Origin of the sequence: Ancylobacter rudongensis, from assembly GCF_900100155.1 — a bacterium.
GTDB lineage: Bacteria > Pseudomonadota > Alphaproteobacteria > Rhizobiales > Xanthobacteraceae > Ancylobacter > Ancylobacter rudongensis.
Genome location: NZ_FMTP01000001.1, coordinates 493,466 through 519,847 on the forward strand (window position 1 = coordinate 493,466; position 26,382 = coordinate 519,847).

The window sequence follows — 26,382 nt, forward strand, 5'->3', positions numbered from 1 at the left end:
GGGCGTGCCGCATTGTCACAACAAGCGGTATCAAAATACATGCGATCCGCCTCAAGTCGTGTATTTGTGCGGGTTTCTAGCCGGGGGCGCTTGCAATCGCCGCATTTTGGGGAAAGTGTGCCCGCCCGTCGTCGGTGCATGCGATCGACGATTCTTGTGCAATCAAGGGAAGGACCGGTCAAATGACCACGAAGAACGAACTCGTCGCCGCCGTGGCCGAGCAGGCCAAGCTGACGAAGGCCGCTGCTGCGGCTGCGGTCGACGCGACCTTCGACGCTATTGCCGCCTCGCTGAAGGCCGGCGAAGAAGTCAAGCTGATCGGCTTCGGCAGCTTCTCCGTCGTGACCCGCGCCGCGCGCGAGGGCCGCAACCCGCGCACCGGCAACCCGGTCAAGATCGAGGCCTCCAAGGCCCCGAAGTTCACGCCCGGCAAGGGCCTGAAGGAAACCGTCAACGGTTGATCTTCACCCTGGGGCCGCGCCCCCCGTGCCATCACGGTGCGGGGTGCGGCGCGGCGCCATCGGGGCAGGTTCGCCGGTAGCCTTACCGGCGGACCCTCGCCCTGGCCGGCCACCGCCTGTCCGGCACTCAAGACCTGGCCCATAGGCTTCCGCAGGCGCACACGCGCCGTCCCGGCCTATCGCGCGGCACCCGCGCCCCGCAGCTGGCGCAGCCGCACAGCGGCCGCAGCTGCCACGGCAGACGTCCTGCCCCGGGAAGCTGCCTCACAGGGGGCTCCTCACAAGAAGCTGCTGTCTCACAAGAAGCTCTTGTCTCACAAGAAGCTCTTGCCGCCTCCCGCCGTCGATGCTTAAACGCGGCGGCGAAGGCCGTTCGGGCGGTTAGCTCAGTTGGTAGAGCATCTCGTTTACACCGAGAGGGTCGGCGGTTCGAGCCCGTCACCGCCCACCATTTGCCTCTACGCCCCGCACGCCCGGCGTGCGCGCCGGTCCCCCATCGCGCGACAGCTTCACACAAGGCGACCATTCAATGGTGCGCCATACGTCCCGAATGAGACCGCCTGTGGCGGGATATCGCCGGGCGTTCTGGCCAGCCCGTGGAGCTCCCATGTCCTTCAAAAATATGCCGCTGATCGGAAAGATCTCGGCCCTCTTGCTTCTGCTCGCCGTCTTCTCTGGCGGCGCCATTCTCCTCGCCGGCACAAAGATGCAGGCGATCAGTTCGGCATACCACGATGCCCTGACGGGCCCGGCCTCGGCCGCTCGTGCAATGGCCCGGGCCAACCGCTTCACCGTCTATTTCAACCAGGGCGTCTATCAGTCGCTGTCGGCAACGACCGACGAGGACAATGAGGCGGCGGTCAAGGTGCAGAACGATGCCGTCGCCTCCTTTCGTGAGCGCATGGGGGATGTGGCGACTCAAGATCCCGCGAACGCCGAGCAGGTGAAGACGCTGGTGGCGAAATTCGACAGCTTCGTCGGCGAACAGTGCGGCGACGTCGTCAAGCGCGCCAATGCCTCGACCTCGGCCGGGGAGAACCTCAAGATCGCCGCGGAATGGAATGCGCGCTGCATGCCGATCTCGATGGCGCTTATCGGCGAAATCGCCGCAGACGTGAACGCCCGGGCAGGTGAGGTCACAAAGCTCTCCGACAGCCTGCGCGCCGAAGCCGATTCCGCCGTCACCACCATCTATGTCGTGATGGCCAGCGGCCTCGTGCTCGTGCTGATCCTGGCGTTCGTGGCGACGCGCATCGGCGTGGTGCGGCCGCTGGAAAGGCTGCGGGGGGTCTTCGACAATCTCTCCCAGGGCGTGCTCGCCATCACCGTGGACGGGACCGACCGCAAGGACGAGATCGGCGGCATGGCGCGTTCCGCAGAAGTGCTGCGCCGGGCGCTGGTCGACGCCGAGAAGGCGCGTGAGGACGCCCGGCTGGCGGAGATTCGCGGCGCCGAGCGTGTCGCGGCCCAGCGCCAGTCCATTGCCGATGAATTTGAATCGAAGATGGGCACGCTGGCCAACGCCCTCGCCAATTCCTCCGGCGAAGTTTCCGAGGCGGCGCGCAATCTTGCCGCCAGCGCCGAGGAAACCTCCCGCCAGGCGGCGGCCGTCGGCAGTGCCGCGTCCGAAGCCTCGGGCAGCGTGCAGACCGTGGCGGCGGCGACCGAAGAGATGACGGCGTCGATCCGCGAGATCGGCAATCAGGTCAGCGGCGCGGCGACGCGCGCGGTCTCCGGTTCGGATGTGGTCAACCGCACCGCCAGCGAAATCCGCGAGCTGTCCGAGGCCGCCAGCAAGATCGGCGAGGTCGTCAATCTGATCACCGACATCGCCGCCCAGACCAACCTGCTCGCGCTCAACGCCACCATCGAGGCGGCGCGGGCGGGCGATGCTGGCCGAGGTTTCGCCGTGGTCGCGCAGGAGGTCAAGCAGCTCGCCGAGCAGACCGCCGGTGCCACCAAGGAGATCGGGCTGAAGGTCAACGACATTCAGCAGGCGACTAGCCGCACGGTGGTCTCGATCGAGCACATCGTCACCACCATCGCGCAGATCCGCGATGCCACCACCACCATCGCCAGCGCGGTGGAGCAGCAGAACTCCGCGACGCAGGAGATCGCCATCAACACCAGCCAGGCCGCGAACGGCACCACCATGGTGAGCGAGAACATCGTCGGCGTCGGCCGTGCGGCCGAAATGACCGGCGCGGCCTCCGCCCAGCTGACCTCGCTGTCCGGGGCGCTGGCCGGTCAGGCCGGCGATCTCAAGCAGCAGGTGACGGAACTCGTGCGCAGCCTGCGCGCGGCCTGATCTGCCCGCACCGACCAACCTTGCCGCGCGCCGCCCCCACCGGCGCGCGGTTTGCGTTGTGCCCCTTCCTGCGGCGCGGGTGGCGGCACCCCGGCGGGGGTTGACATCGCCGGCTGCATCCACGACTTCGACGGCTCTCCCGCGCCGCCGTGCAGACACGCGCGCCGCGCCAGATCCGTTGCGCGGTGGTGTGCCGATGAAACTCATCCTGTTCGATTGCGATGGCACGCTGGTGGACAGCCAGCACGTCATTGTCGCCGCCATGGGCCGCGCCTTCGCCCGCGCCGAGCTTGCCGTGCCGCCGCGCGAGGCGGTGCTCGGCATTGTCGGCCTGTCGCTGGTGGAGGCGATGCAGCGGCTGGGCGAAGACGACCCGCGCTTTCCCGCCGAACGGCTGGCCGATCTCTACCGCCAGGCCTTCCGCGAACTGCGCACCGAGCCGGATTTCAGCGAGCCGATGTTTCCCGGCATGCGGGCGTTGATCGACACGCTGTCGGCCCGCGACGACGTGCTGCTCGGCATCGCCACCGGCAAGTCGCAGCGCGGCGTGGCGGCGGTGCTCGGCCATCACGGGCTGGAGGGCCGCTTCGTCACCATCCAGACGGCCGACGACGGCCCCTCCAAGCCGCACCCGGCCATGGTGCACCAGGCGATGGCGGCGACCGGCGTCGCGGCGGGGGATACGGTTCTCATCGGCGATACCAGCTTCGACATGGTGATGGCCCGCGCCGCCGGCGCCGGCGCCATCGGCGTCAGCTGGGGCTATCACGCGCCGGAGCTGTTGCGGCAATCCGGCGCGCAATGGCTGGTCGATGATGCCGACGAGCTGCTGCGGGCGATCGACACTCAATGGGAGACGGTGGCGTGAGCGAGATGACCCCCGACGCGCCTCAGGCGCCGGCGCGGCCGGGCTTCACCGAACGGCCGCCTTTGCCCAAGCGCTTCTACAAGCAGGCACGCGCGGCGGCGACGGAGAACGGTCTGTTCCGCATCGAGCTCGACGGGCGCCCGGTGCGCACGCCGGGGCGCAACCTCGTCGCCGTGGCGGGCGAGCGGCTGGCGCAGGCGCTGGCGCAGGAATGGGACGCGCAGGGCGAATTCATCGACCCCGTGACCATGCCGATCACCCGGCTGGCCAATTCCGCCATTGACGGCGTCGCCTCGGCGATGACGGAGGTGGGCGAGGAGATCGTGCGCTATGCCGGCAGCGACCTGCTCTGCTACCGCGTCGATACGCCGGCGCAGCTGGTGGCGCTGCATGCCGAGCTGTGGGACCCGCTGCTCGCCTGGGCGCGCGAGCGCTTCGGCGCCACCTTCATGCTGAGCGAGGGCGTGGTGCATGTCGCCCAGCCCCCGCGCACGCTGGAGGCGCTGTCCGCCGCGCTGCCGGGCGACCCGCTGCGGCTGGCGGCGCTGAACCTGATGACGACGCTCAGCGGCTCGGCCATTCTCGCGCTGGCCGTGGCGCATGGCCGCTTGTCCCCGGAAGAGGCCTGGCGCGCCGCCCATGCCGATGAAGAGGTGCAGGAAAAGCTCTGGGGCAGCGATGCCGAGGCGCTGGCGCGCCGGGCCACCCGCTTCCGCGACTTCGAGGCGGCGGCACGGGCCTACGCGCTGCTGGAGGGCTGAGGGCAGCCTTCGCCCTCACGCCGCCGGGCGCAGCAGGCGCAGCGTGTGCAGGGCGATCATCCGCTCCTCGTCGGTGGGGATGACAAGCACATGCGGGCCGGGCCCCTCGGCGTCGATCCAGGTGTCGCCAGCCGCATTGGCCGCCGCGTCGAGCGCGACGCCGAGCAGGCCAAGCCGGGCGCAGATGCGGGCGCGGATCTCGGGGGCGTGCTCGCCAATGCCGGCGGTGAAGACCAGCGCATCCAGCCCGCCGAGCGTCACGGCCAGCTGCGCCACCGCCTGCGCGACGTGCAGGGTGAAATAGTCCACCGCCAGCGCGGCGGCGGGCACCTCGCTCGCCAGCAATTCGCGCATGTCGCTGGAAAGGCCGGAAAGCCCCTTCAACCCGCTGTCGTGATAGAGCATGTGGCCGACCTCGGCCGCGCTCATGCCCTTCTGCTCGATGAGATGCAGCACCACGCCGGGGTCCAGCGACCCGCAGCGCGTGCCCATCGGCAGCCCGTCCAGCGCGGTGAAGCCCATGGTGGATTCCTGGCTCCGCCCGTCGAGCAGGCCACAGGCCGAGGCGCCCGAGCCGAGATGGCAGATGACCACGCGCCCGCGCGCCAGATCAGGCGCCAGCTCGCGCAGGGCGCCGGAGACATATTCATAGGACAGGCCGTGGAAGCCGTAGCGGCGCACCCCGGCCTCGTAGAGCTCGTCCGGCAGGGCGAAGCGGTCGGCGATCTCAGGATGGCCGCGGTGGAAGGCGGTGTCGAAGCAGGCGACCTGCGGCAGGTCCGGCCGGCGCTCGGCGATGACGCGGATCGGGTCCAGATTGGTCAGCTGGTGCAGCGGTGCCAGCGGGATGAAGCTTTCCAGCGTGCGCAGCACCTCGTCGTTCACCCGCTCCGGGTGGGAATAATGCGGCCCGCCATGCACCACGCGGTGGCCGACGCCGATCAGCTCGACATCGTTCAGATGCGGCAGCACCCATTCGCTGATGGCGTGCTGGGCCTCAGGCGCCTTGGCGATCTCATCCGGCGCGAAGCGGCGGTCGACCAGCACCGTGCCGACCTCGTCCTTCGCCTGCAGGCGCGGGCGGGTGCCGATGCCGTCAAGCGCGCCGCCGAGCAGGAGGGCGACATCGCGGCCGACCACGCGGTAGAGCTTGAACTTGATGCTGGACGAGCCGGCATTGACGACGAAGATGGCCTCGTTCACCCGATCAACCTCCCAGTCCCGGCTGGCGCAGCCGCGCCTGCGCATAGAGCACCGCCACCGCGCAGGAGGCGAGGCGGGTCTTCAGCGTGTCGGCGCGGCTGGTGAGGATGATCGGCACCCGCGCCCCGAGCACGAGGCCGGCGGCATCGGCGCCGGCCATGAAGGTGAGGTTCTTCGCCAGCATGTTGCCGGCCTCAAGATCCGGCACGACGAGGATTTGGGCCCTTCCGGCGACGGGGGAGACGATGCCCTTGATTCGCGCGGCTTCCGGCGAAATGGCGTTGTCGAGCGCCAGCGGCCCGTCGAGATCGCCGCCGGTAATCTGGCCGCGATCGGCCATCTTGCACAAAGCGGCGGCCTCGATGGTGCTGGGAATCGAGGTGGTGACGGTTTCCACCGCCGAGAGGATGGCGACGCGCGGGCGCCCGAGGCCGAGCCCGACATGCAGGTCGATGGCGTTCTGCACGATGTCGCGCTTGGCATCGAGGTCGGGAAAGATGTTCACCGCCGCATCGGTGATGAACAGCGGCTCGGCATAGCTCGGCACGTCCATGACGAAGACATGGCTGATGCGCCGCCCGGTGCGCAGGCCGGTGTCGCGTGCGGTGACGGCGGCGAGCAGTTCGTCGCTGTGCAGGCTGCCCTTCATCAGCAGGCTGACACGCCCCTCCCGCACCAGCTCCACCGCCCGCGCCGCCGAGGCGGCGCTGTGGGGGGTGTCGATCATCTCGATGCCGGCAAGCTCCAGCCCCTCGGCTTCCGCCACCGCCCGGATGCGGGCGACCGGGCCGACCAGGATCGGGAGGATGAAGCCGGCCGTGGCGGCGTCGAGCGCGCCGCGCAGCGAGGCGGCGTCGCAGGGATGGGCGATGGCGGTCTCCAGCGCCGCCACCTCGCCGGCGCGGGCGACCAGGCGCTCATAATTGCCATGGTCGATGGGGGGGACAGTGCCGGGCCGTGTGGCCGTGTCCATGTGCTCGCCTCCGTGCCGCCGGCGCCGTGCCGATCGTGTCGCTTGCCATATGGTCGCTGCCATATGGTCGCTTGCAGTGTCGCCGCATGTACTGACGACAGGACGACACAGACCGGCCCCCGGCGCCAGCGTCCATGATCTGACGCAAACGCCCGACGCAAACGCCTGACGCAAACGCCTGGGGTGGGAGGTCGTTCAGCCCGGGCGGCGGGCGACGAGGTCGATCTCCACCAGCGCGTCGCGGGCGAGGCCGGTGACGCCGACGCAGGTGCGGGCCGGGCGGCGGTTGCCAGGGAAATAGGAGGCATAGGCCGCGTTCATGGCGGGGTAGTCGCCCTTGAAATCGGTGAGGTACACCCGCGCCTGCAGCACATGCGACAGATCCAGCCCGATGCCGCCGAGGACCAGGATGAGATTGTCCATCACGCGGCGCGTCTGCGCCTCGACCCCTTCGGGCAGCGGGCGGGAATCATCGTCCGGCCAGGTCGGCATCTGGCCGGTGATGAACACCCAGCCATCGGCCTCCACCGCATGGCTGAAGGGAGCGACCGGCGTGGGGGCGCCGGCGATCATGTGGAACTGCGCCAAGGTCTCGTCTCCTGATTGGCAAAACGCCGTCCGAGCTTCCAACGGCGGCGCCCGCGCCGTCAATGCGCGGTGCGCTCTCGCGCTCGCCGGGGCTGGCATTCGCGGTGGGACCGGGGGACAATGCGCACGTTGAAGGCCGTGCCGGGCCCGCCCGAGGGCGTACCCGGAATTTCTTGAGTAGTGAGCATGAACCAGCATGGGGGCGCCCGGATCCGGCGCGAGCCTTTCGGCAGGCTGCCGGATGGAACTGAGGTCCAGCGTTTCCGCCTTCTCGGCGAGGGGGGATTCGAGGTCGCGGTGCTCGATCTCGGCGCCATCGTGCAGGCGCTGCATGTTCCCGACCGGGATGGCCTTCTCGCCGATATCGTGCTCGGCCATGAGGCGCCGGGCGCCTATGTGACCGAGCCGCGCTTCTTCGGCGCGGCGGTGGGGCGCTATGCCAACCGCATCGCCGGCGGGCGTTTCGCGCTTGATGGCACGGAGTATCGCGTTCCCGCCAATGATGGCGACCATGCCCTGCATGGCGGCCCGCAGGGTTTCGACCAGCGGGTGTGGGCGCTGGCCGAGCTGTGCGAGGGGCAAGCACCGTCGCTGCGCCTCGCCCTGACCAGCCCGGCGGGCGACCAGGGCTTTCCAGGCACGCTGGCGGCGAGCGTGACCTATACGCTGAGCGGGGCGGGCGAACTGACCATCGCCTTCGAGGCGACGACGGATGCGCCCACGATCGTCAACCTCACCCATCACGGCTATTTCAACCTTGGCGGGGTGGAGGCGGGGGGCGACGTGTTCGACCACCTGCTGACGATCCACGCCGACGATTATCTCCCCGTCGACGCGGCGGCGATTCCGCTGGGCGGGCCGGAAAGCGTGCACGGCACGCCGTTCGACTTCTGCACGCCGCACCCGATCGGCGCCCGCATCCGCGAGGCCCATCCGCAGCTGCAGCGCGGGCGCGGCTATGACCACAATTACTGCCTCGACGCGCGGGCCGCGCCGGCGCCGCGCCTCGCCGCCAGGGTCGAGCACCCCGGCTCCGGCCGGGTGATGGAGCTTTTGACCGACCAGCCGGGGCTGCAATTCTATTCCGGCAATTTCCTCGACGGCACGGCGGTGGGCAAACAGGACCGGCTCTACCGCCAGTCCGACGGCTTCTGCCTGGAGCCGCAGACCTGGCCCGACGCGCCGAACCGGGCGGATTATCCCACCGCCCGGCTCGACCCCGGCCAGACCTACCGGCACGTCTCGGTCTACCGATTCTCGACCTCCTGAGGCGCCGGCCGGCGCTCAATCCGCGAGATAGCGCCGGGCGAGATGGGCCTTGAACACGCCGGCATCCAGCGGGCGGCCGGTGGCGCGGGTCAGCAGCTCGTCGGTGTCGAGCAGCGCGCCCTGCCCATGCACATGGGTGCGCAGCCAGCCGACCAGCGGGGCGAAATCGCCGCGCGCAATGCCCGGCAGCGCGTCCGGTTCGGCCCGGCAGGCGGCGTCGAACAGCTGGGCGGCGGCTATGGCGCCGAGCGTGTAGGTGGGGAAATAGCCCCAGCCGCCGCTCGGCCAGTGAATGTCCTGCAGGCAGCCGAGCCGGTCATTGGGCGGCACCGTGCCGAGCAGTTCCTGCATGCCGGCATTCCACGCCGCCGGCAGCTCGGCCAGCGGCATCGCGTCGGCGATCAGCGCCTTTTCCAGCCGGTAGCGCAGGATGACATGGGCGGGGTAGGTGACCTCATCCGCGTCGACGCGGATGAAGCCGCGCTCGATTCGGGTGTAGCGCCGCCAGAGCGCGTCCGCCTCCCAGTCCGGCCCGGAGCCATTGAACGCCTCGCGCATCAGCGGCGCGGCAAAGCCGAGGAATTCCCGGGAACGGCAGGCCTGCATCTCCATCAGCAGCGACTGGCTTTCATGCAGCACCATGCCGCGCGCCTGCCCGACGGGCTGGCTCATGAAGGCGGCGGGGCGCCCCTGCTCGTACAGCGCATGGCCGGTCTCGTGGATCACCCCCATCAGCGCCTTGGAGAAGTCGGCCTCGTCATAGCGGGTGGTGATCCGCACGTCGTTATCGGCGCCGCCGCAGAAGGGGTGGGTGGAGATATCGAGCCGGCCGCGGTCGAAATCATAGCCGAGCGCCGCCATCATCCTTTGCCCGAGGCCGCGCTGGGCCTCGACGGCGAAAGGGCCGGCAAGCGGGGCGGGCGTGGGTCGGCGGGCCTGCGCCGCCAGCGCCTCTTCGGTGAAGCCCGGCAGGAAGGCGGCGAGATCGTCGAACAGCGCGTCGATCGTCGCGGACCGCCCGCCCGGCTCATAATCGTTCAGCAGCGCGTCATAGGGGGAGAGGCCGAGCTTCTCGCCCTTGGCGGCGCCGGCCTCGCGCTGCAGGCGCAACACCTCGGCGAGATAGGGCAGCAGCGCGGGGAAATCCGCATCGGCGCGCGCCTGCCGCCACGCCATCTCGCAGGCGGAAATCGCCTTGCTGGAGGCCTCCACCAGATCGGCGGGCAGGGCGGTCTGCGCGGTGAAGACGCGGCGCATCTCGCGCAGATTGGCCTGCTCCCACGTCCCGAGGCTGGCCTCGTCGCCCGCCGCCTGCAGCCAGTCACCGAGGTGGGGGTCGACCGCCATCTCGTGCTGCATCACCCGCAGCAGAGCGAGGCTTTCCGCCCGGCTGGCGGCGGCGCCCTGCGGCATCATCGTGTCACTGTCCCATTGCAGGATGCCGATGGCGTTCGACATCGCGCTGATGCGGCCGAAATGGACGGTGAGGGAGGCATAGGCGGACATGGAGGCTCTCCGGCAGGTGGCGGCGCGGGCCGCCCTGCGGCCTGTTCTAGCTGAGGTGCCAATCGGGCGGAACAGCGCTGGCGCCGGCGACGGCGCCCGCAAGCCCCACCGCGCCGACGATGATCGCCATCTGCTCGAAGGAGCCGGCGAGCGGGTTGGTCCGGCGCCAGACCATGCCGATGGTGCGCGAGGGGCGGGGTTCCGCCAGCCGCGCCACCGAGACGGCGGCGGAGCGGGTCTCAATGGCCACCGCCATTTGGGGAATGAGCGTGACGCCGATGCCAGCGCCGACCATCTGCACCAGCGTGGTCAGCGAGCTGCCCTCCATGAGGTCGCGCGGCAGCTGCGAGGCGAGGTTGCAGAAGGAGAGCGCCTGTTCGCGGAAGCAGTGGCCCTCCTCCAGCAGCAGCAGGCGCATGGTGCGCAGCGTGTCGGGATTGGGCACCGGCAGCGCCGCCTCGTGCAGCGGACGCACCAGGACGAACTCCTCCTCGAACAGGGCATGCTCGGTCAGCGAGGGCTCGGAGACCGGCAGGGCGACGATGGCGGTGTCGAGCCGACCCTCGACCAGCTCGTCCACCAGCCGCTGCGTCACCGCTTCGCGAGGCCGCAGGTCGAGCTCGGGGAAGCGTTCGCCCAGGCGCTGCATCACGGCGGGCAGCAGATAGGGGGCGACGGTGGGGATCACGCCGATGCGCAGCCGGCCGGCGAGCGGGCTGTGCGAGGCGCGGGCGAGCTCCTCCAGTTCATCGACCGCCTGCAGGATGGCACGCGCGCGCTGGGCGAACGCGTCGCCGAGCCGGGTGAGCCGGATGTTTCGCGTGCCGCGCTCGACCAGCGGCGCGCCGAGGATTTCCTCCAGCTCCTTGATCTGAAGCGACAAAGCCGGCTGGGAAATCGAACAGGCCTCGGCGGCCCGGCCGAAATGACCGTGATGAGCCAGCGCCTCGAAATAGCGCAGGTGGCGCATGGAAATGTCTGTCATAAGCTCAGCTTATCGAGCCAATTAGAAAATGCAAATTTTCATTATCTCGCGCCTACGATAAGACCTCTTCCAATTCCAAACACCTCCCGCGCGCCAGACAGCGCCACCGGGGGGAGCGCCGGCTGACTTGACCGCCGGCATGCCATCGCGATTGGAGACTGCAATGGACGACATCACGAACAGGCCGGCCGGCAAATGCCCTGTCATGCACGGCGCCATCACCGAAGTCGGGACGTCGAACATGGATTGGTGGCCCAAGGCCCTCAATCTCGACATTCTCCACCAGCACGACACCAAGACCAACCCGCTCGGCAAGGACTTCAATTACCGCGAGCAGGTGAAGACGCTGGATTTCGACGCGCTCAAGGCCGATATGCGCGCGCTGATGACCGAGAGCCAGGAATGGTGGCCGGCGGACTGGGGCCATTATGGCGGGCTGATGATCCGCCTGTCCTGGCATGCGGCCGGCTCCTACCGCCTGGCCGACGGCCGCGGCGGCGGCGGCACCGGCGACCAGCGCTTCGCCCCGCTCAATTCCTGGCCGGACAATGTGAGCCTCGACAAGGCCCGCCGCCTGCTGTGGCCGATCAAGAAGAAGTACGGCAACAAGGTGAGCTGGGCCGATCTGATCGTGCTCGCCGGTACCATCGCCTATGAGACCATGGGCCTGAAGACCTTCGGCTTCGGCTTCGGCCGCGAAGACACCTGGCACCCCTCCAAGGACACCTATTGGGGTTCCGAGCGCGAGTGGCTGGCGCCGAGCGACAACCGCTATACCGACGTCAATGTGCCCTCGACGATGGAGAACCCGCTCGCCGCCGTGCAGATGGGCCTCATCTACGTCAACCCGGAAGGCGTGAACGGCCAGCCGGACCCGATGAAGACCGCCGCGCAGGTGCGCGAGACCTTCGCCCGCATGGCGATGAACGACGAGGAAACCGCGGCGCTGACCGCCGGCGGCCACACGGTCGGCAAGACCCATGGCAATGGCGACGCCAAGGCGCTCGGACCCAACCCGGAAGCGGCGTCGCTGGAAGAGCAGGGCATGGGCTGGTCCAACCCGAACCAGAACGGCCTCGCCAGCCGCGCCGTGACCTCCGGGCTGGAAGGCGCCTGGACCACCCATCCGACGCAGTTCGACATGGGCTTCTTCGACATGCTGTTCGGCCATGAGTGGGAGCTGCGCAAGAGCCCGGCCGGCGCCTGGCAGTGGGAGCCGATCAACATCAAGGAAGAGGACAAGCCGGTCGACGCCAGCGACCCCTCGATCCGCCACAACCCGATGATGACCGACGCCGACATGGCGATGAAGGTCGATCCGATCTACAACGCGATCTGCCAGAAGTTCATGGCCGATCCCGAGTACTTCAAAGACACCTTCGCCCGCGCCTGGTTCAAGCTGACCCATCGCGACATGGGCCCGAAGGTCCGCTACATCGGCCCGGACGTGCCGGCCGAGGACCTGATCTGGCAGGACCCCGTTCCCGTCGGCCCCACCGATTACGACGTGACGGCGGTGAAGGCGAAGATCATCAATGCCGGCCTCACCATCAGCGAGCTGGTCAGCACCGCTTGGGACAGCGCCCGCACCTATCGCGGCTCCGACATGCGCGGCGGTGCCAATGGCGCGCGCATCAGCCTCGCGCCGCAGAAGGACTGGGAAGGCAACGAGCCGGCGCGCCTCGCCAAGGTGCTCGGCGTGCTGGAGACGATCGCGGCCGAGACCGGCGCCAGCCTGGCGGACGTGATCGTGCTCGGCGGCAATGTCGGCATCGAGCTGGCGGCCAAGGCGGCCGGCCACGATGTCACCGTGCCGTTCTCTCCGGGCCGGGGCGACGCCACCGACGCCCAGACCGACGCGGCTTCGTTCAGCGTGCTGGAGCCGCTGCATGACGGCTACCGCAACTGGCTGAAGAAGGACTATGCGGTCACCCCCGAGGAAATGCTGCTCGACCGCACCCAGCTGATGGGCCTGACCGCGCCCGAGATGACCGTTCTGGTCGGTGGCCTGCGCGTGCTCGGCACCAATCACGGCGGCAGCAAGCACGGCGTGTTCACCGCCCGCGAGGGCGCGCTGACCAACGATTTCTTCGTCAACCTCACCGACATGGGCAATAGCTGGAAGTCGGTGGGCGAGGGGGTCTATGAGCTGCGCGACCGCAAGACCGGCGCGGCGAAGTGGACCGCCACCCGGGTCGATCTCGTCTTCGGCTCGAACTCGATCCTGCGCGCCTATGCCGAGGTCTATGCCCAGGACGACGCGCAGGAGAAGTTCCTCCGCGATTTCGTCGCCGCCTGGACCAAGGTGATGAACGCCGACCGCTTCGACCTGGTGAACTGAGGCCGGTTTTCCCCCGCTGCCTTCGGGAGGGCGGGGGAGGCACCAGCGCCGGCCGATGCCGGCCAAAAGCCCGTTGCGCAAAACGCTGCGGGCTCCTACCCCTTAAACTCCGGGCGGCGCAGGGCGCCCGCACCGGCAGCGAGGGGCATGCGCATGAGTGACCCTGTCCTCATCGTCGGGGCCGGCCCGGTCGGGCTGGTGATGGCGCTTGAACTGGCGCGCTACCAAGTGCCGGTACGCATCGTCGACGCCATGACCGAGCGGGCGACCACCTCGCGCGCAGTGGCGATCTGGCCTCGCACGCTGGAGCTGATGGAGCGCGGCGGCGACGGGCTTTCCGCCGAGCTGGTCGGGCTCGGCAACAAGGTGACGGCCGCCAACATGCTGGCCGACGGCAAGCACCTGGCCCGGGTGCCGCTCGACGAGATCGAAACCCCCTATCCCTTTGTGCTGATGCTGCCGCAGAGCGAGACCGAGCGGGTCCTGCTGGCGCATCTGCAGGCGCGCGGCGTCGAGCCGGAGCTCGGCGTCTCGCTCGCGGACTTCACCCAGGAGGGGGAGGTCGTCACCGCCACGCTGCGCCAGGCGGACGGGAGCGAGGCGACCGCCCGCTATGCCGCGCTGGTGGCCTGCGACGGCGCCCACAGCCCGGTGCGGCACCGGCTCGGCCTCGTTTTCGAGGGCGACACGCTGGGCAGCGACTGGGCGCAGGGCGATTTCCATCTCTCGGGCCTGCCGTTCCCGGTGAACGAATTCGCCACCTGCCTGCACGCGGAAGGCCCGGCGGTTCTGTTTCCGCTGGCGCCGGGCCGCTGTCGCGTCATTGTCGGCCTCGGACCGTCCACCACCGATGCTCCGCCGCCGCCGCCCGACAGGGCCGGCTTCCAGGCGCTGCTGGACCGGCGCGGGCCGGGCGGCATCACCCTGCACGACACGCTGTGGTCGACCTCCTTCCGCATCAATGAGCGGCAGGTGGAGAACTACCGGGTCGGGCGCGTCTTCCTCGCCGGCGATGCCGCCCATGTGCACAGCCCGGCCGGCGGGCAGGGCATGAACACCGGCATGCAGGACGCGGTGAACCTCGCGTGGAAGCTGGCGCTGGTGCTGCGCGGGCTCGCCACCGCGCCGGTGCTGCTTGACAGCTACGACCCTGAGCGGCGCGCGGTGGGGGCGGAGGTGATCGCCACGTCAGGCCGTCTGACCCGGCTGGCGACGCTGAAGAACCCGCTCGCCCGCCATATCCGCAACACGGTGATGCCGGCCGTGCTCGGGCTGGCGCCGGTGCGGCACAAGCTGGAAGGCGACCTCACCGAGACCGCGATCCACTACCGCGACAGCCCGCTCAACGGCATCTCCTGGGGTGCCGGCCCGCGCGCCGGCGATCGCATGCTGCCGGCCGACGGCGAGCCGCCCTATGGGGTCGGCGACACGCCGCGCTTCACCCTGCGCGCCGGGCCCGGCGCCGGGGCGCCGCCCGGCGATCTGCCCGCCGCGCTGGTCTACCCCATGGTGCGCCCGCACGCGGTGGCTGGCGGCATCCAGCTGATCCGGCCGGACGGCTATCTCGCCTTGTCGGTTGCGGAAGGGGAATGGGCGCCGATCACGGACTATCTCGCGCGCCTCGGCCCGGCCCGATCCAAAGGGGTGTCCGCATGAGCGTGTCCTTCCTGCTGTCACGCGGCGACGAGCCGCCGATCAAGATCCCGGCGATCGGGCTCGACCTGTTCGTCCGCCTGCCGCCCGCGATCAGCGGCGGCGAGTTCTGCTTCATCGAGACCATCAACGCCCCCGGCGCCGGCCCGCCGCGCCACCGGCACCGCGAGGCGGAGATTTTTCGCGTGCTCGAAGGGCGTTATCTCTACGAGGTCGACGGGCGGCGCTTCTTCGCGCAGGCCGGCGACGTGGTGAGCATTCCCGGCTGGGCGGCGCATGGCTTCGTCAATGTCACCGACGCACCGGCCCGCCAGTATATCCTCATGGCCCCGGCGCTGGACGCGGTCGCCTTCTTCACCGAACTCGCCGGGGTGATGCGTGACGGCCTGCCCGACACCGCCGCGCTGAACGCTACACCTACTGCACGGTGGGTGTGACCGGGCTGCAGCCGCCGGCGGGACCAGCGGGAACATCTGTGCAGATCACCGGGGAGGGCTTTGGCACGAACCCCTCCGTGGCCTTCGGCGGGGTGGCCGCCACCGGCGTGTCCGTTAACAGCGCGGGCACGCAGATCGTCTGCACCGCTCCGGCCGGCAAGGGCGCGGTCAATGTGTCGGTGACGGCGAGCGGGGCGACCAGCCCGGCCGTCGAGGCCAGCCGCTACTGCTATGCCCCGGTTCTCACCGCGCTTTCCAACTACACCGGCAAGCCGCTCATCACCCAGGTCACCCTTATCGGCGAGGGCTTCATCGCGCAGTCGGTGATGTTCGGCGCCTTGTCTGCCCGGCAGGTCCAGCCCTCGACGACAAGCTCGGTCACCGTGTGGGCGCCGGTCACTCTCGGCCGGGTGCCGGTGGTCGTCATGACCCCGGGTGGCACAAGCAATGCGCTGGACTTTACCTATGTGCCGGCGGTGCTCTCGATCACGCCGAGCTATGGCACCCAGGGAACGGTCGTGCGGATCGTCGGGGCGGGGCTGAGCGTGGATGGCCAGCCGCTCAACGTGCAGAGCGTGACCTTCGGCATCACCCCTGCGCTCAATGTCTGGACCAAGGGCACCGATGAGGTATGGGCGGAGGTTCCCGCAGGGGCCGGAACCGTTCCGGTGGTCGTCAAGACCGCCGGCGGCAGTACCGCCAATTGGAGCGGGGCGCTTTTTGGCGGCGCGCCTGCCGGCGGCACGCCGCTGAAGATCACCGGCAGCGGCTTCACCGGCGCGACCGCCGTGATGTTCGACGGTGTCCCCGGCCTCTATCTGAACGTGCCGAACGACAATGAACTCACCGTCACCACCCCTCCCGGGACCGGGGAAGTGCCCGTCGTCGTCCGGCTCCCGCTGGCTGTGAGCGGGCCGCATGAAGGCGCGACCTTCACCTACGGGCCGGTGGTCAAAAGCCTCGATCCCAACAGCCTTTCCGTGCAGCGGAACGGGCGTGTGTGGATCACTGGCAAGGGCCTCGACAGGATCCTCTCCATCGACTTTTGCGGCACCCGCTATGGCGCGGAGACCTATGGCACCTGGTGGGCGCACGGTATGCTGAACGGCGCGCGCACCGTCCATCTGCAGGCGACGCCGCCGACGGACGGTCCCGGCACCTATGACGTCACCGTCACCACGCCGGAGGGCACCAGCGCGCCGGTGAGCTTCACCTGGACCACGTAGAGCTCTTCCCGATCAGGTGGAAGCACCTGATCCGGAAGAAAGTGAGCGTTAGTCAATAAGTTAAAGCGTTTTCTCGTCGCGAACGTCTGTCAATCTTCGCGGAAAACGCTCCAGACACCACAGGCGGCCGCGCCGCCCGCCCGGGGGGAGACCGCATGGAAAGCTATATCGGCGAGGTGCGTGCCTTCGCCTTCGGATTCGCTCCCCAGGGCAATGACGAGGAATGGGCAATCTGCGACGGCTCCTCGCTTTTGATTACCGAGCATGCCGCCCTTTACGCGGTGATCGGCGAAGCCTTCGGCACGGCGGGGCCCGGCACGTTTCACCTGCCGAACCTGATGGGGCGGGCGGTGGTCGGCGTGGGGAAGAACCCGAACACGCCCCGCTACGCCGTCGGCCGGCCGGTCGGGGCGGCGGCCCTGACGGTGACATCCGTGCCCGCCCACAACCATGTGCTCACCGGCGCGGTGGTGGTAAGCGCGCCCTATCCCGGCCTGACCGACACGCCGTCGCCGACCGCGCGGCTGTCGCGGGCGACGCGGCGAAACACGCAGAACCCGGCGAGCCCGGGCACGTTCTCGCGCGCCTATGCGCCCGATGATGGCGAGGACGACACCGTCCTCGGCGCCGCCACGCTGTCGCCGGTCGGCGGGACGGCACAGCCGCATGAAAACCGGCAGCCCTATCTCGCCGTCACCTATTGCATCTGCACGCAAGGCGCCTTCCCGGTGCCCCCGATCGCGCCGGAACCGCCGGCCGCCATCGATTCCTGACGCCCGCGCGAGACGGCCGGGCGAGGGTCTTGCCGGACTGCGGGAATATAGACCGCGGGGCGCGAGAACATATTGCGAACATCGAACAAAACGAGTACGTTCGCGGCAGTCCTTGAGCTATCCCCCTTTTCCCTTGCGTACAGCCCGGAGCCCGGCAATGACTCAGTCCTCACTGCGACTCGTTGAAGGATCTTCCATGGACAAGTCCAAGGCGCTCGACGCCGCCCTGACCCAGATTGAGCGCCATTTCGGCAAGGGCTCGATCATGCGGCTGGGCAAGAACGACAAGATCATGGAGATCGAGACGGTCTCCACCGGCTCGCTCGGGCTCGATATCGCGCTCGGCATTGGCGGCCTGCCGCGCGGGCGGGTGGTGGAGATCTTCGGGCCGGAATCCTCCGGCAAGACCACGCTGGCGCTGCACACCATCGCCGAGGCCCAGAAGAAGGGCGGCGTCTGCGCCTTCATCGACGCCGAGCACGCGCTCGACCCGATCTATGCCCGCAAGCTGGGCGTCGACCTCGACAATCTGCTGATCTCGCAGCCCGATGCCGGCGAACAGGCGCTGGAGATCGCCGACACGCTGGTGCGCTCGGGCGCGGTGGACGTGCTGGTGGTGGATTCGGTGGCGGCGCTGACTCCGCGGGCGGAGCTCGACGGCGAGATGGGCGACAGCCAGCCGGGCATGCAGGCGCGGCTGATGAGCCAGGCGCTGCGCAAGCTGACCGCCTCGATCAACCGCTCGCACACCATGGTTATCTTCATCAACCAGATCCGCATGAAGATCGGCGTCATGTATGGCAGCCCGGAGACCACCACGGGCGGCAACGCGCTGAAATTCTATGCCTCGGTGCGTCTCGACATCCGCCGCATCGGCGCGATCAAGGAGCGCGAGGAGGTGGTGGGCAACCAGACCCGCGTCAAGGTGGTGAAGAACAAGCTGGCCCCGCCCTTCAAGCAGGTCGAATTCGACATCATGTATGGCGAGGGCGTCTCCAAGATGGGCGAGCTGATCGACCTCGGCGTCAAGGCCGGCGTGGTCGAGAAGTCCGGCGCCTGGTTCTCCTATGACAGCCAGCGGCTCGGCCAGGGGCGCGAGAACGCCAAGTCGTTCCTGCGCCAGCACCCCGAAATCGCCGGCCGCATCGAGGCGACGATCCGCCAGAATGCCGGGCTCATTGCCGAGCAGATTCTCGCCGGTCCCAGCGAGAACGAGGACGACGACTCCGAGTGAGCCTGCGGCGGCGGGCTCAGATGGGGCGCGCCATGTGGGGGGGGGCGCTGCGTCTCGCCACGCGCGCCTGATGGCGCCGGTACGTAGCGGTAGGCGTGTCGGGCGGGTCGGCGCCTTGCCGCCAGCCTTGTGGCCAAGCCGTGTGACTTAGTCTTGTGACTAAGCCGTGCCGCGCCGCATTGCCGTCACCTCTTGGCGGCGGCGTTGGCCGGACGAGATGCAGCGCGGCCGGGGACGACGTCCTGCTGCTTTCTGGACAAGGTGTTGATGCGCCGTTAGAACCGTTGCGCCCGCGCCCGATGGTGCGGGCCGGCGCTTCTGCGGCGCCGGTATCTGGCATCGGCGGACCCGGGTTCATGAGCGGCGTAAACGAGATTCGCGCGACCTTCCTCGACTATTTTGCCCGCAATGGGCACCAGGTGGTCGATTCCTCCCCGCTCGTGCCGCGCAACGACCCGACATTGATGTTCACCAATGCCGGCATGGTGCAGTTCAAGAACGTCTTCACCGGCATCGAGAAGCGGCCCTATTCCCGGGCCGTCACCTCGCAGAAATGCGTGCGCGCCGGCGGCAAGCACAATGACCTCGACAATGTCGGCTACACCGCGCGGCACCACACCTTCTTCGAGATGCTTGGCAATTTCTCCTTTGGCGACTATTTCAAGGAGAACGCCATCGAGTTCGCGTGGAACCTGATCACCCGCGAGTTCGAACTGCCGGTCGAGAAGCTGCTCGTCACCGTCTACCATGAGGATGACGAGGCGTTCGGGCTGTGGAAGCGCATTGCCGGCCTGCCCGATTCCCGCATCATCCGCATCGCCACCTCCGATAATTTCTGGCAGATGGGCGATACCGGCCCCTGCGGCCCCTGCTCGGAGATCTTCTTCGATCACGGCCCGCACATTGCCGGCGGCCCGCCCGGTTCGCCCGACGCCGATGGCGACCGCTTCATCGAGATCTGGAATCTCGTCTTCATGCAGTTCGAGCAGCTGCCCGGCGGCGAGCGGGTGCACCTGCCGCGTCCGTCGATCGACACCGGCATGGGGCTCGAGCGCATCTCCGCCGTGCTGCAGGGCACGCACGACAATTACGAGATCGACCTCATGCGGGCGCTGACCGGCGCCGTGGAGGAACTCACCGACGTGCCCGCCACCGGCCCGCAAAAGGCGAGCCACCGGGTGATCGCCGACCATCTGCGCGCCGCCACCTTCCTGGTGTCGGACGGCGTGTTGCCGTCGAATGAGGGCCGGGGCTATGTGCTGCGCCGGATCATGCGCCGCGCCATGCGCCATGCCCAGCTGCTCGGCGCCCGCGACCCGCTGATGCACCGCCTGGTGCCGGTGCTGGTGCGCGAAATGGGCCGGGCCTTTCCGGAAATCGTCCGCGCCGAGGCGCTGGTGTCCGAGACGCTGCGGCTGGAGGAAACCCGCTTCCGCAAGACGCTGGAGCGCGGCCTCTCCATTCTGGAATCGGAGAGCGAGGGGCTCGGCGCCGGCGCCAAATTCTCCGGCGAGACCGCCTTCAAGCTCTATGACACGTTCGGCTTCCCGCTCGACCTCACCGAGGACGCGCTGCGGGCGCGCGGCGTCGGCGTCGATGTCGAGGCGTTCAACACCGCCATGGCGCGGCAGAAGGCCGAGGCCCGCGCCTCCTGGTCCGGTTCCGGCGAGGCGGCAACCGACACGGTGTGGTTCGCGGTGCGCGAGGAGGCCGGGGCCACCGAGTTCCTCGGCTATGACACGTTGAGCGCCGAGGGCACGGTGACGGCGCTGGTCGCCGAAGGACGCCAGGTCGCTGAGCTCGGCGCCGGTTCCACCGGCCTGGTGGTGCTGAACCAGACGCCGTTCTATGGCGAATCCGGCGGCCAGGCCGGCGATACCGGCCTGCTGACCGGCGAGGACGGGCTGCGGGCCCGCGTCATCGGCACCCAGAAGAAGCTCGGCGACATCTTCGTCCATGAGGTCGAGGTCGAGAGCGGCACGCTCAAGGTCGGCAGCGCGCTGGCGCTGGCGGTCGATGCCGAGCGCCGCGAGGCGATCCGCGCCAACCATTCGGCCACCCATCTGCTGCACGAGGCGCTGCGCCGGGTGCTGGGCGACCATGTCGCGCAGAAGGGCTCGCTGGTGGCGCCCGACCGGCTGCGCTTCGATTTCTCGCACCCCAAGCCGGTGGAAGAGGCCGAACTGCGGCAGGTCGAGGACCTGGCCAACCGCATCGTGCTGCGCAATGAGCCGGTGGTCACCCGGCTGATGGCGGTGGACGACGCCATCGCCTCCGGCGCGCGGGCGCTGTTCGGCGAGAAATATGGCGAGGAGGTGCGCGTCGTCAGCATGGGCACCGACCCTGGCAATGGCGCGCCCTATTCGATCGAACTGTGCGGCGGCACCCATGTCGGGCGCACCGGCGATATCGGCCTGATCAGCCTGGTTGGCGAAAGCGCCGTCGGCGCCGGCGTGCGCCGCCTCGAGGCGATGACCGGCGATGCCGCCCGCCACGCGCTGACGGCGGACCGCCAGGCGCTGCAGGCGGCCGCGGGCCTGCTCAAGGCGCCGGTCGGCGAGGTGGAGGCGCGCCTCGCGCTGCTGGTCGAGGAGAGGCGCAAGCTGGAGCGCGAGCTCGGCGAGGCCCGGCGCAAGCTCGCCATGGGCGGCGGTGCCGGTGTGGAAGAGCCGGTGCGCAGCGTCGGCGACGTCAAGCTGCTGGCGCGCGAGGTCACCGGCATTGAGCCCAAGGACCTCAAGAGCCTGGTGGACGAAGGCAAGAAGCGCATCGGCTCCGGCGTGGTGGCGATTGTCGGCATCACCGAAGAGGGCCGTGCCGGTCTCGTGGTCGGCGTCACCGAGGATCTGACCGGGCGCTTCGATGCGGTGGCGCTGGTGCGGCGCGGCGCCGAGGTGCTGGGTGGCAAGGGCGGCGGCGGCCGGCCCGATCTTGCCCAGGCCGGCGGGCCCGATGGCGCCCGCGCCGGCGAGGCGCTCGCGGCCATCGAGAGCGCGCTGGCAGGCTGATCGTCCCAAGCGGGCGGGGGAGTGGCCGTTGATGACGGCACACAGGCGCGAGGGCGGTTGGTTCACGGCATCGCGCTGGCTGGCGCGGCGCCGGCGCTGCTACGAGATTTTGGAGCGCGATGCCGCGCATGACCGCACGGCCTCCCGGGTCGAACTAGGCCTGATCGCGCTGATCGTGCTGAACGTCATCGTCGCCGTGCTGGAGACGGTGCCGAGCCTGTATCTGCGCGATTATGTCGCCTTCCTCGTCTTCGAGCGGCTGTCGCTTCTCGTCTTTGCCAGCGAGTACGCCCTGCGCATCTGGGTCGCGCCGGAAAATCCGCGCTACCGCGGCGTCTCGCCACTGCGGGCACGGCTGCATTATGCCCGCACGGCTGTTGCCATCGTCGATCTCATCGCCTGGCTTCCCTTCGTGGTGTCGGCGCTGTTCGGGGTCAATCTCGTGACCCTCGCCATCTTCCGCCTGCTGCGGTTCATCAAGCTGGTGCGCTATTCGCCGGGCATGCAGTCGCTGCTCGAAGTGCTGCACCGCGAGAGCCAGTCGCTGATGGCGTGCTTCTGGCTGCTCTCCGCCGCGGTGCTGATCGCCGCCTCGGCGATGTATGTCGCGGAAGGGCATATCCAGCCCGAGCATCTCGGCTCGATCCCGGCGGCCATGTGGTGGGCGATGGCGACAGTGACGACGGTGGGCTATGGCGACGTCTATCCGCTCACTGTGGCCGGCCGGATCATCGCCAGCCTGACCATGGTGACGGGCATCGTGATGATCGCGCTGCCGGTGGGCATCATCGCCACCTCCTTTGTCGATGTGATCAAGCGGCGCGACTTCGTCATCACCTGGGGGATGGTGGCGCGGGTGCCGCTGTTCGCCGATCTCGACGCCGCCGGCATCGGCGAGATCCACAAGATGCTCTCGGCCCATACCGCCCAGCCGGGCGAGGTGATCGCCCGCCGTGGCGAGGTGGCGCGCTCGATGTATTTCATCGCCTCGGGCGAGGTGGAACTGGAACTCGACGACGGCCTTCATCTGCTGGGCGAGGGGCAGTTCTTCGGCGAGATGGCGCTGCTGCATTCGGCCCGGCGTGCGGCAACTGCCCGGGCGCACACGCGCTGCATGCTGCTGATGCTGGAGGCGGACGCGCTGGCGGATGTGATCCGCCGCCACCCGGAAATCGGCAAGCGCATCCATGCTATGGCGCGGGATGACGAAGGCCCGCATCCGGTGCGGCGCAGCGCCGATATCGCCGATGATGAGCTGAGCGTCGGGCCGGGCGGCGCGGCGACCTGACCGGGGCGACGTCGTCGCGGCGCGGGAAAGCACGGCGATCAGGCCGGGGCGCCTAGAACAGTGCGGGCGCGCGGGATGGTCGTAGTGCCGGGCGCGCGCGGGCGCGCCTGAAACAAGGGTCGTCTCCGGGGCGCGCCGGCGCGCCCCGGTAACGGGCGAAGGCGGGGCGGCTCAGGCGAGCGCCTTGCTCAGGTTCTCCGAGATCTTGTCGAGGAAGCCGGTGGTGGAGAGCCACTTCTGGTCGGCGCCAACGAGCAGGGCGAGGTCCTTGGTCATGTAGCCGCTCTCGACCGTGTCGATGCACACCTTCTCCAGCGTGGCGCAGAAGGCGGCGAGTTCGGCATTGTCGTCGAGCTTGGCGCGATGGGCGAGGCCGCGGGTCCAGGCGAAGATCGAGGCGATGGAGTTGGTCGAGGTCTCCTTGCCCTTCTGGTGCTCGCGGTAATGGCGCGTCACCGTGCCGTGCGCGGCTTCGGCTTCCACCGTCTTGCCGTCCGGGGTCATCAGCACCGAGGTCATCAGGCCGAGCGAACCGAAGCCCTGTGCCACGATGTCGGACTGCACGTCGCCATCATAGTTCTTGCACGCCCAGACATAGCCGCCGGACCATTTCAGCGCCGAGGCGACCATGTCGTCGATCAGCCGGTGCTCGTACCAGATCTTGTTCTTCTCGAACTCGGCCTTGAAGTCGGCCTCGTAGATCTCCTGGAAGATCTGGCGGAAGCGGCCGTCATACTGCTTGAGGATGGTGTCCTTGGTGGAGAGGTACACCGGGTATTTGCGCATCAGGCCGTAATTGAGCGAGGCGCGGGCGAATTCGGCGATGGATTCGTCGATATTGTACATCGACAGCGCCACGCCGGCGCCAGGGTACTTGTAGACCTCGTGCTCGATCACCTGGCCGTCATCGCCGACGAACTTGATGGTCAGCGTGCCCTTGCCGGGAACGAGGAAGTCGGTGGCGCGGTACTGGTCGCCGAAGGCGTGGCGGCCGACGATGATCGGCTGGGTCCAGCCCGGCACCAGGCGCGGCACGTTCTTGCAGATGATCGGCTCGCGGAAGATGACGCCGCCAAGGATGTTGCGGATCGTGCCGTTGGGCGAACGCCACATCTTCTTGAGGTTGTATTCGGTCATCCGGCCGGCATCGGGGGTGATGGTGGCGCACTTCACGCCCACGCCCACGCGCTTGATCGCCTCGGCGGCGTCGATGGTGACCTGGTCGGCCGTCGCGTCACGATTCTCGACGCCGAGATCGTAATATTCCAGCGCCACGTCGAGATAGGGGTGGATCAACTTGTCCTTGATGTACTGCCAGATGATCCGGGTCATCTCGTCGCCGTCGAGCTCGACGACCGGATTCGCCACCTTGATCTTCGCCATGAATTGTCACCTCGCACGGAAATCGTTGTCGGAGGGGTCGCGGCGCGTGTCCGCGCGGGCAGACGCCGGATGCGCGGGTGATACCGCGCGGGGCGCAACAGGGGAAGCAGGTAACGGGCCAAATCGCGGAGAAAGCGGCGGCAAATGCGCCTTCTCCCCCCAAGCTGTTCTGGCATTCCGTATGCCTTGCGCGTGCCGTGGCGGCGAGACCGCGCCGCTTCGCAAGTGCGACCCGGCCGGCTATAGGAGCACACCCATCGCCACCCAGGAGAAAACCGCCATGTCCGGCACCGACAGCACCAAGCCATGGCTGGAAGGCGGGCCGGTGGTCATCCTGGTCGAGCCGCAGCTCGGCGAGAATATCGGCTCGGCGGTGCGGGCCATGGGCAATTTCGGCCTGTCGCGGCTGCGCCTGGTCAATCCGCGCGAGGGCTGGCCGAACCCGAAGGCCGTGACCTTCGCCTCCGGTGCCGACCGCATCCTCGACCATGCGCAGGTGTTTCCCGATCTGCGCGCGGCGCTGGCCGATCTCAATTTCGTCGTGGCCGCCACGGCGCGCGAGCGCGGCATGCAGAAATCCGTGCTCGGCGCCGATGAAGTCGCGCGCGAAGTGGTGGGGCGCATGGCCGGGGGCGAGGAGGTCGGGCTGGTGTTCGGGCGCGAGCGCACCGGGCTCTATACGGAAGAGGTGTCGCTCGCCGACGTGATCCTCACCTTGCCGGTCAATCCCGCCTTCGCCTCGCTCAATCTCGGCATGGCGGTCGCGGTGGTGGCCTATGAATGGTTCAAGCTTTCCTCTGGCGGCGCGCTGCCGTTCCAGCCGCCGGACCGCTACAAGAACGCCGACAAGGCCGATCTGCTGGCCTTTTTCGACCATCTCGAGCGTGAACTCGACGCGGCGCTGTTCTTCCGCTCGCCGACCAAGAGGCCCGTCACCATCCGCAACATCCGCAACATTTTCCACCGCATCGGGCTGACGCGGCAGGATGTGGCGACGCTGCACGGCATTGTGGGCGCGCTGGTGGAGGGCAGGGGCCTACGCGAGGCACGCACCGCCGCCCGGCTGGAGGGACGGCGCGAGGAGGGCACCGACGCGCCTGGCGAGGGCGAAGCGGACGCCTGATCGTCTGCAACGAAGCGTTCACCAAGATGCGCCACAATGATGCCTGGGATGGAGGACATCAGATGCGTATCGAGGCTTCTCCCGTAACCGCTGCCGGCGTGCACGGCGTCTCGTCACCCGCTTCGTCCACCGGGGCTGCCGCCGTGTCGTCTGTCCGTACGCCTGCCGCCCTGCGCGCGCCGACCATCCTCGTATTCGATTCCGGGCTCGGCGGGCTGTCGGTGTTCCGCGAGCTGGCGCGCACGCGTCCGGATGCGCGTTTCATCTATGCTGCGGACGACGCCGCCTTTCCCTATGGCGCGCTGAGCGAGACGGCACTCGTCGCGCGGGTGATGGCGGTGATGGAGCATCTGATCGCCCGCACCGCCCCCGATGCCGTCGTCGTCTCCTGCAACACCGCCTCGACGCTGGTGCTGCCGCCGCTGCGGGCGCGCTTCCCCATTCCCTTTGTCGGCACCGTGCCGGCGATCAAGCCGGCCTGCGAAAGCTCGCTCACCCGGCAGGTCAGCGTGCTGGCCACCCCCGGCACGGTGCGGCGCGACTACACGCAGAAGCTCATCCATGATTTCGCCGGCGATTGCCGGGTGACGCTGGTCGGCTCCACCCGGCTGGCGCCGCTGGCCGAGGCGGCGATGCGCGGGGACGCGGTGAGCGACGAGGAGATCGCCGCCGAGATCGCCCCCGCCTTCGTGCGCGAGGGGCGCGCGCGCACCGATACCGTCGTCCTCGCCTGCACCCATTACCCGCTGCTGCTCGACCGGCTGCAGAAGGTGGCGCCGTGGCCGGTGCGCTGGATCGACCCCGCGCCGGCGATCGCCCGCCGCCTGTCCTCGCTGATCGGCCCGGTCGCCTTCGCCGCCAGCCCGGCGCCGATGCGGCTGTTCTCCACCGGCCAGCCGCTCGATCCGGCGCTGGTCGAGCGCATTGGCGGGCGGCGCACGCGGGCGGGCGAGATCCTGGTCATGGACGCGCCCGCTCCCGCGTGATCCACTGG

General features: G+C 68.9%; 21 protein-coding genes and 1 tRNA gene. 16 read left to right on the top strand and 6 right to left on the bottom strand.

The window, feature by feature from the left end; genetic code table 11:
• Positions 1-182: 182 nt before the first annotated feature.
• From BLO63_RS02220 to BLO63_RS02240, 5 genes are all read left to right on the top strand, one after another.
• Entirely contained in the window at positions 183-461 is a 279-nt protein-coding gene (locus tag BLO63_RS02220; protein ID WP_018386927.1) for an HU family DNA-binding protein, read from the top strand.
• A 375-nt stretch (positions 462-836) separates the two neighbouring features.
• Positions 837-912 (top strand) — tRNA-Val (locus BLO63_RS02225).
• A 156-nt stretch (positions 913-1,068) separates the two neighbouring features.
• On the top strand, positions 1,069-2,769 hold the full coding sequence (locus BLO63_RS02230) for a methyl-accepting chemotaxis protein (protein ID WP_091436369.1): 1,701 nt from the start codon (positions 1,069-1,071) through the stop codon (positions 2,767-2,769).
• Positions 2,770-2,965: 196 nt separating this feature from the next.
• Positions 2,966-3,637 (top strand): HAD-IA family hydrolase, encoded by a 672-nt coding sequence (locus BLO63_RS02235; RefSeq protein WP_091436371.1) that lies wholly within the window; start codon positions 2,966-2,968, stop codon positions 3,635-3,637.
• Positions 3,634-4,398 (top strand): ATP12 family chaperone protein, encoded by a 765-nt coding sequence (locus BLO63_RS02240; RefSeq protein WP_091436372.1) that lies wholly within the window; start codon positions 3,634-3,636, stop codon positions 4,396-4,398. Before BLO63_RS02235 ends, BLO63_RS02240 begins: the two co-directional genes overlap by 4 nt.
• A 15-nt stretch (positions 4,399-4,413) precedes the next feature.
• Here BLO63_RS02240 and BLO63_RS02245 read toward each other — a convergent pair whose 3' ends face one another.
• From BLO63_RS02245 to BLO63_RS02255, 3 genes are all read right to left on the bottom strand, one after another.
• Positions 4,414-5,601, bottom strand: coding sequence for an acetate/propionate family kinase (locus tag BLO63_RS02245; protein WP_244517556.1), 1,188 nt, complete (start codon positions 5,599-5,601; stop codon positions 4,414-4,416).
• A 4-nt stretch (positions 5,602-5,605) separates the two neighbouring features.
• Positions 5,606-6,574: a phosphate acetyltransferase gene (locus BLO63_RS02250; protein ID WP_091436376.1), complete on the bottom strand. Its 969-nt coding sequence runs from the start codon at positions 6,572-6,574 to the stop codon at positions 5,606-5,608.
• 195 nt (positions 6,575-6,769) lie between these two features.
• Positions 6,770-7,147, bottom strand: a complete 378-nt coding sequence (locus BLO63_RS02255; RefSeq protein ID WP_091437243.1) for a RidA family protein — start codon at positions 7,145-7,147, stop codon at positions 6,770-6,772.
• 201 nt (positions 7,148-7,348) lie between these two features.
• On the opposite strand from BLO63_RS02255, the gene BLO63_RS02260 reads away from it, so the two are divergent.
• A complete protein-coding gene (locus BLO63_RS02260) occupies positions 7,349-8,431 on the top strand; it encodes an aldose epimerase family protein (RefSeq protein WP_091436378.1) in 1,083 nt (360 codons plus the stop codon).
• Positions 8,432-8,446: 15 nt separating this feature from the next.
• Here BLO63_RS02260 and BLO63_RS02265 read toward each other — a convergent pair whose 3' ends face one another.
• Both BLO63_RS02265 and BLO63_RS02270 read right to left on the bottom strand, forming a co-directional pair.
• Positions 8,447-9,937: a carboxypeptidase M32 gene (locus BLO63_RS02265; protein ID WP_091436380.1), complete on the bottom strand. Its 1,491-nt coding sequence runs from the start codon at positions 9,935-9,937 to the stop codon at positions 8,447-8,449.
• Positions 9,938-9,983: 46 nt separating this feature from the next.
• Positions 9,984-10,922, bottom strand: a complete 939-nt coding sequence (locus BLO63_RS02270; RefSeq protein ID WP_091436382.1) for a hydrogen peroxide-inducible genes activator — start codon at positions 10,920-10,922, stop codon at positions 9,984-9,986.
• A gap of 163 nt (positions 10,923-11,085) precedes the next feature.
• Here BLO63_RS02270 and katG point away from each other — a divergent pair, with 163 nt between their 5' ends.
• From katG to BLO63_RS02310, 8 genes are all read left to right on the top strand, one after another.
• Complete coding sequence (gene katG / locus BLO63_RS02275; RefSeq protein WP_091436384.1) at positions 11,086-13,263, top strand: catalase/peroxidase HPI; 2,178 nt, start codon at positions 11,086-11,088, stop codon at positions 13,261-13,263.
• Between the two features lie 153 nt (positions 13,264-13,416).
• Positions 13,417-14,919 (top strand): FAD-dependent monooxygenase, encoded by a 1,503-nt coding sequence (locus tag BLO63_RS02280; protein WP_091437244.1) that lies wholly within the window; start codon positions 13,417-13,419, stop codon positions 14,917-14,919.
• On the top strand, positions 14,916-15,353 hold the full coding sequence (locus BLO63_RS02285) for a cupin domain-containing protein (RefSeq protein ID WP_091436386.1): 438 nt from the start codon (positions 14,916-14,918) through the stop codon (positions 15,351-15,353). Before BLO63_RS02280 ends, BLO63_RS02285 begins: the two co-directional genes overlap by 4 nt.
• 38 nt (positions 15,354-15,391) lie before the next feature.
• A complete protein-coding gene (locus tag BLO63_RS02290) occupies positions 15,392-16,579 on the top strand; it encodes an IPT/TIG domain-containing protein (protein ID WP_244517558.1) in 1,188 nt (395 codons plus the stop codon).
• A 155-nt stretch (positions 16,580-16,734) separates the two neighbouring features.
• A complete protein-coding gene (locus BLO63_RS02295; protein ID WP_091436389.1) occupies positions 16,735-17,352 on the top strand; it encodes a phage tail protein in 618 nt (205 codons plus the stop codon).
• A 157-nt stretch (positions 17,353-17,509) separates the two neighbouring features.
• Positions 17,510-18,586 (top strand): recombinase RecA, encoded by a 1,077-nt coding sequence (gene recA / locus BLO63_RS02300; protein WP_091436390.1) that lies wholly within the window; start codon positions 17,510-17,512, stop codon positions 18,584-18,586.
• Positions 18,587-18,942: 356 nt separating this feature from the next.
• Complete coding sequence (gene alaS / locus BLO63_RS02305; protein WP_091436392.1) at positions 18,943-21,594, top strand: alanine--tRNA ligase; 2,652 nt, start codon at positions 18,943-18,945, stop codon at positions 21,592-21,594.
• A gap of 31 nt (positions 21,595-21,625) precedes the next feature.
• Positions 21,626-22,882, top strand: a complete 1,257-nt coding sequence (locus BLO63_RS02310; RefSeq protein ID WP_091436394.1) for a cyclic nucleotide-gated ion channel — start codon at positions 21,626-21,628, stop codon at positions 22,880-22,882.
• Positions 22,883-23,053: 171 nt separating this feature from the next.
• Here the strand turns inward: BLO63_RS02310 and BLO63_RS02315 are convergent, their stop codons facing one another.
• Positions 23,054-24,265: an NADP-dependent isocitrate dehydrogenase gene (locus BLO63_RS02315; RefSeq protein WP_091436396.1), complete on the bottom strand. Its 1,212-nt coding sequence runs from the start codon at positions 24,263-24,265 to the stop codon at positions 23,054-23,056.
• A 280-nt stretch (positions 24,266-24,545) separates the two neighbouring features.
• Here BLO63_RS02315 and BLO63_RS02320 point away from each other — a divergent pair, with 280 nt between their 5' ends.
• The gene (locus BLO63_RS02320) at positions 24,546-25,388 is read left to right on the top strand and encodes an RNA methyltransferase (protein WP_091436397.1); all 843 of its coding nucleotides are present in this window, start codon (positions 24,546-24,548) and stop codon (positions 25,386-25,388) included.
• Between the two features lie 143 nt (positions 25,389-25,531).
• Positions 25,532-26,374 (top strand): glutamate racemase, encoded by an 843-nt coding sequence (gene murI, locus BLO63_RS02325; protein WP_091436399.1) that lies wholly within the window; start codon positions 25,532-25,534, stop codon positions 26,372-26,374.
• The last annotated feature ends 8 nt before the right edge of the window (positions 26,375-26,382 follow it).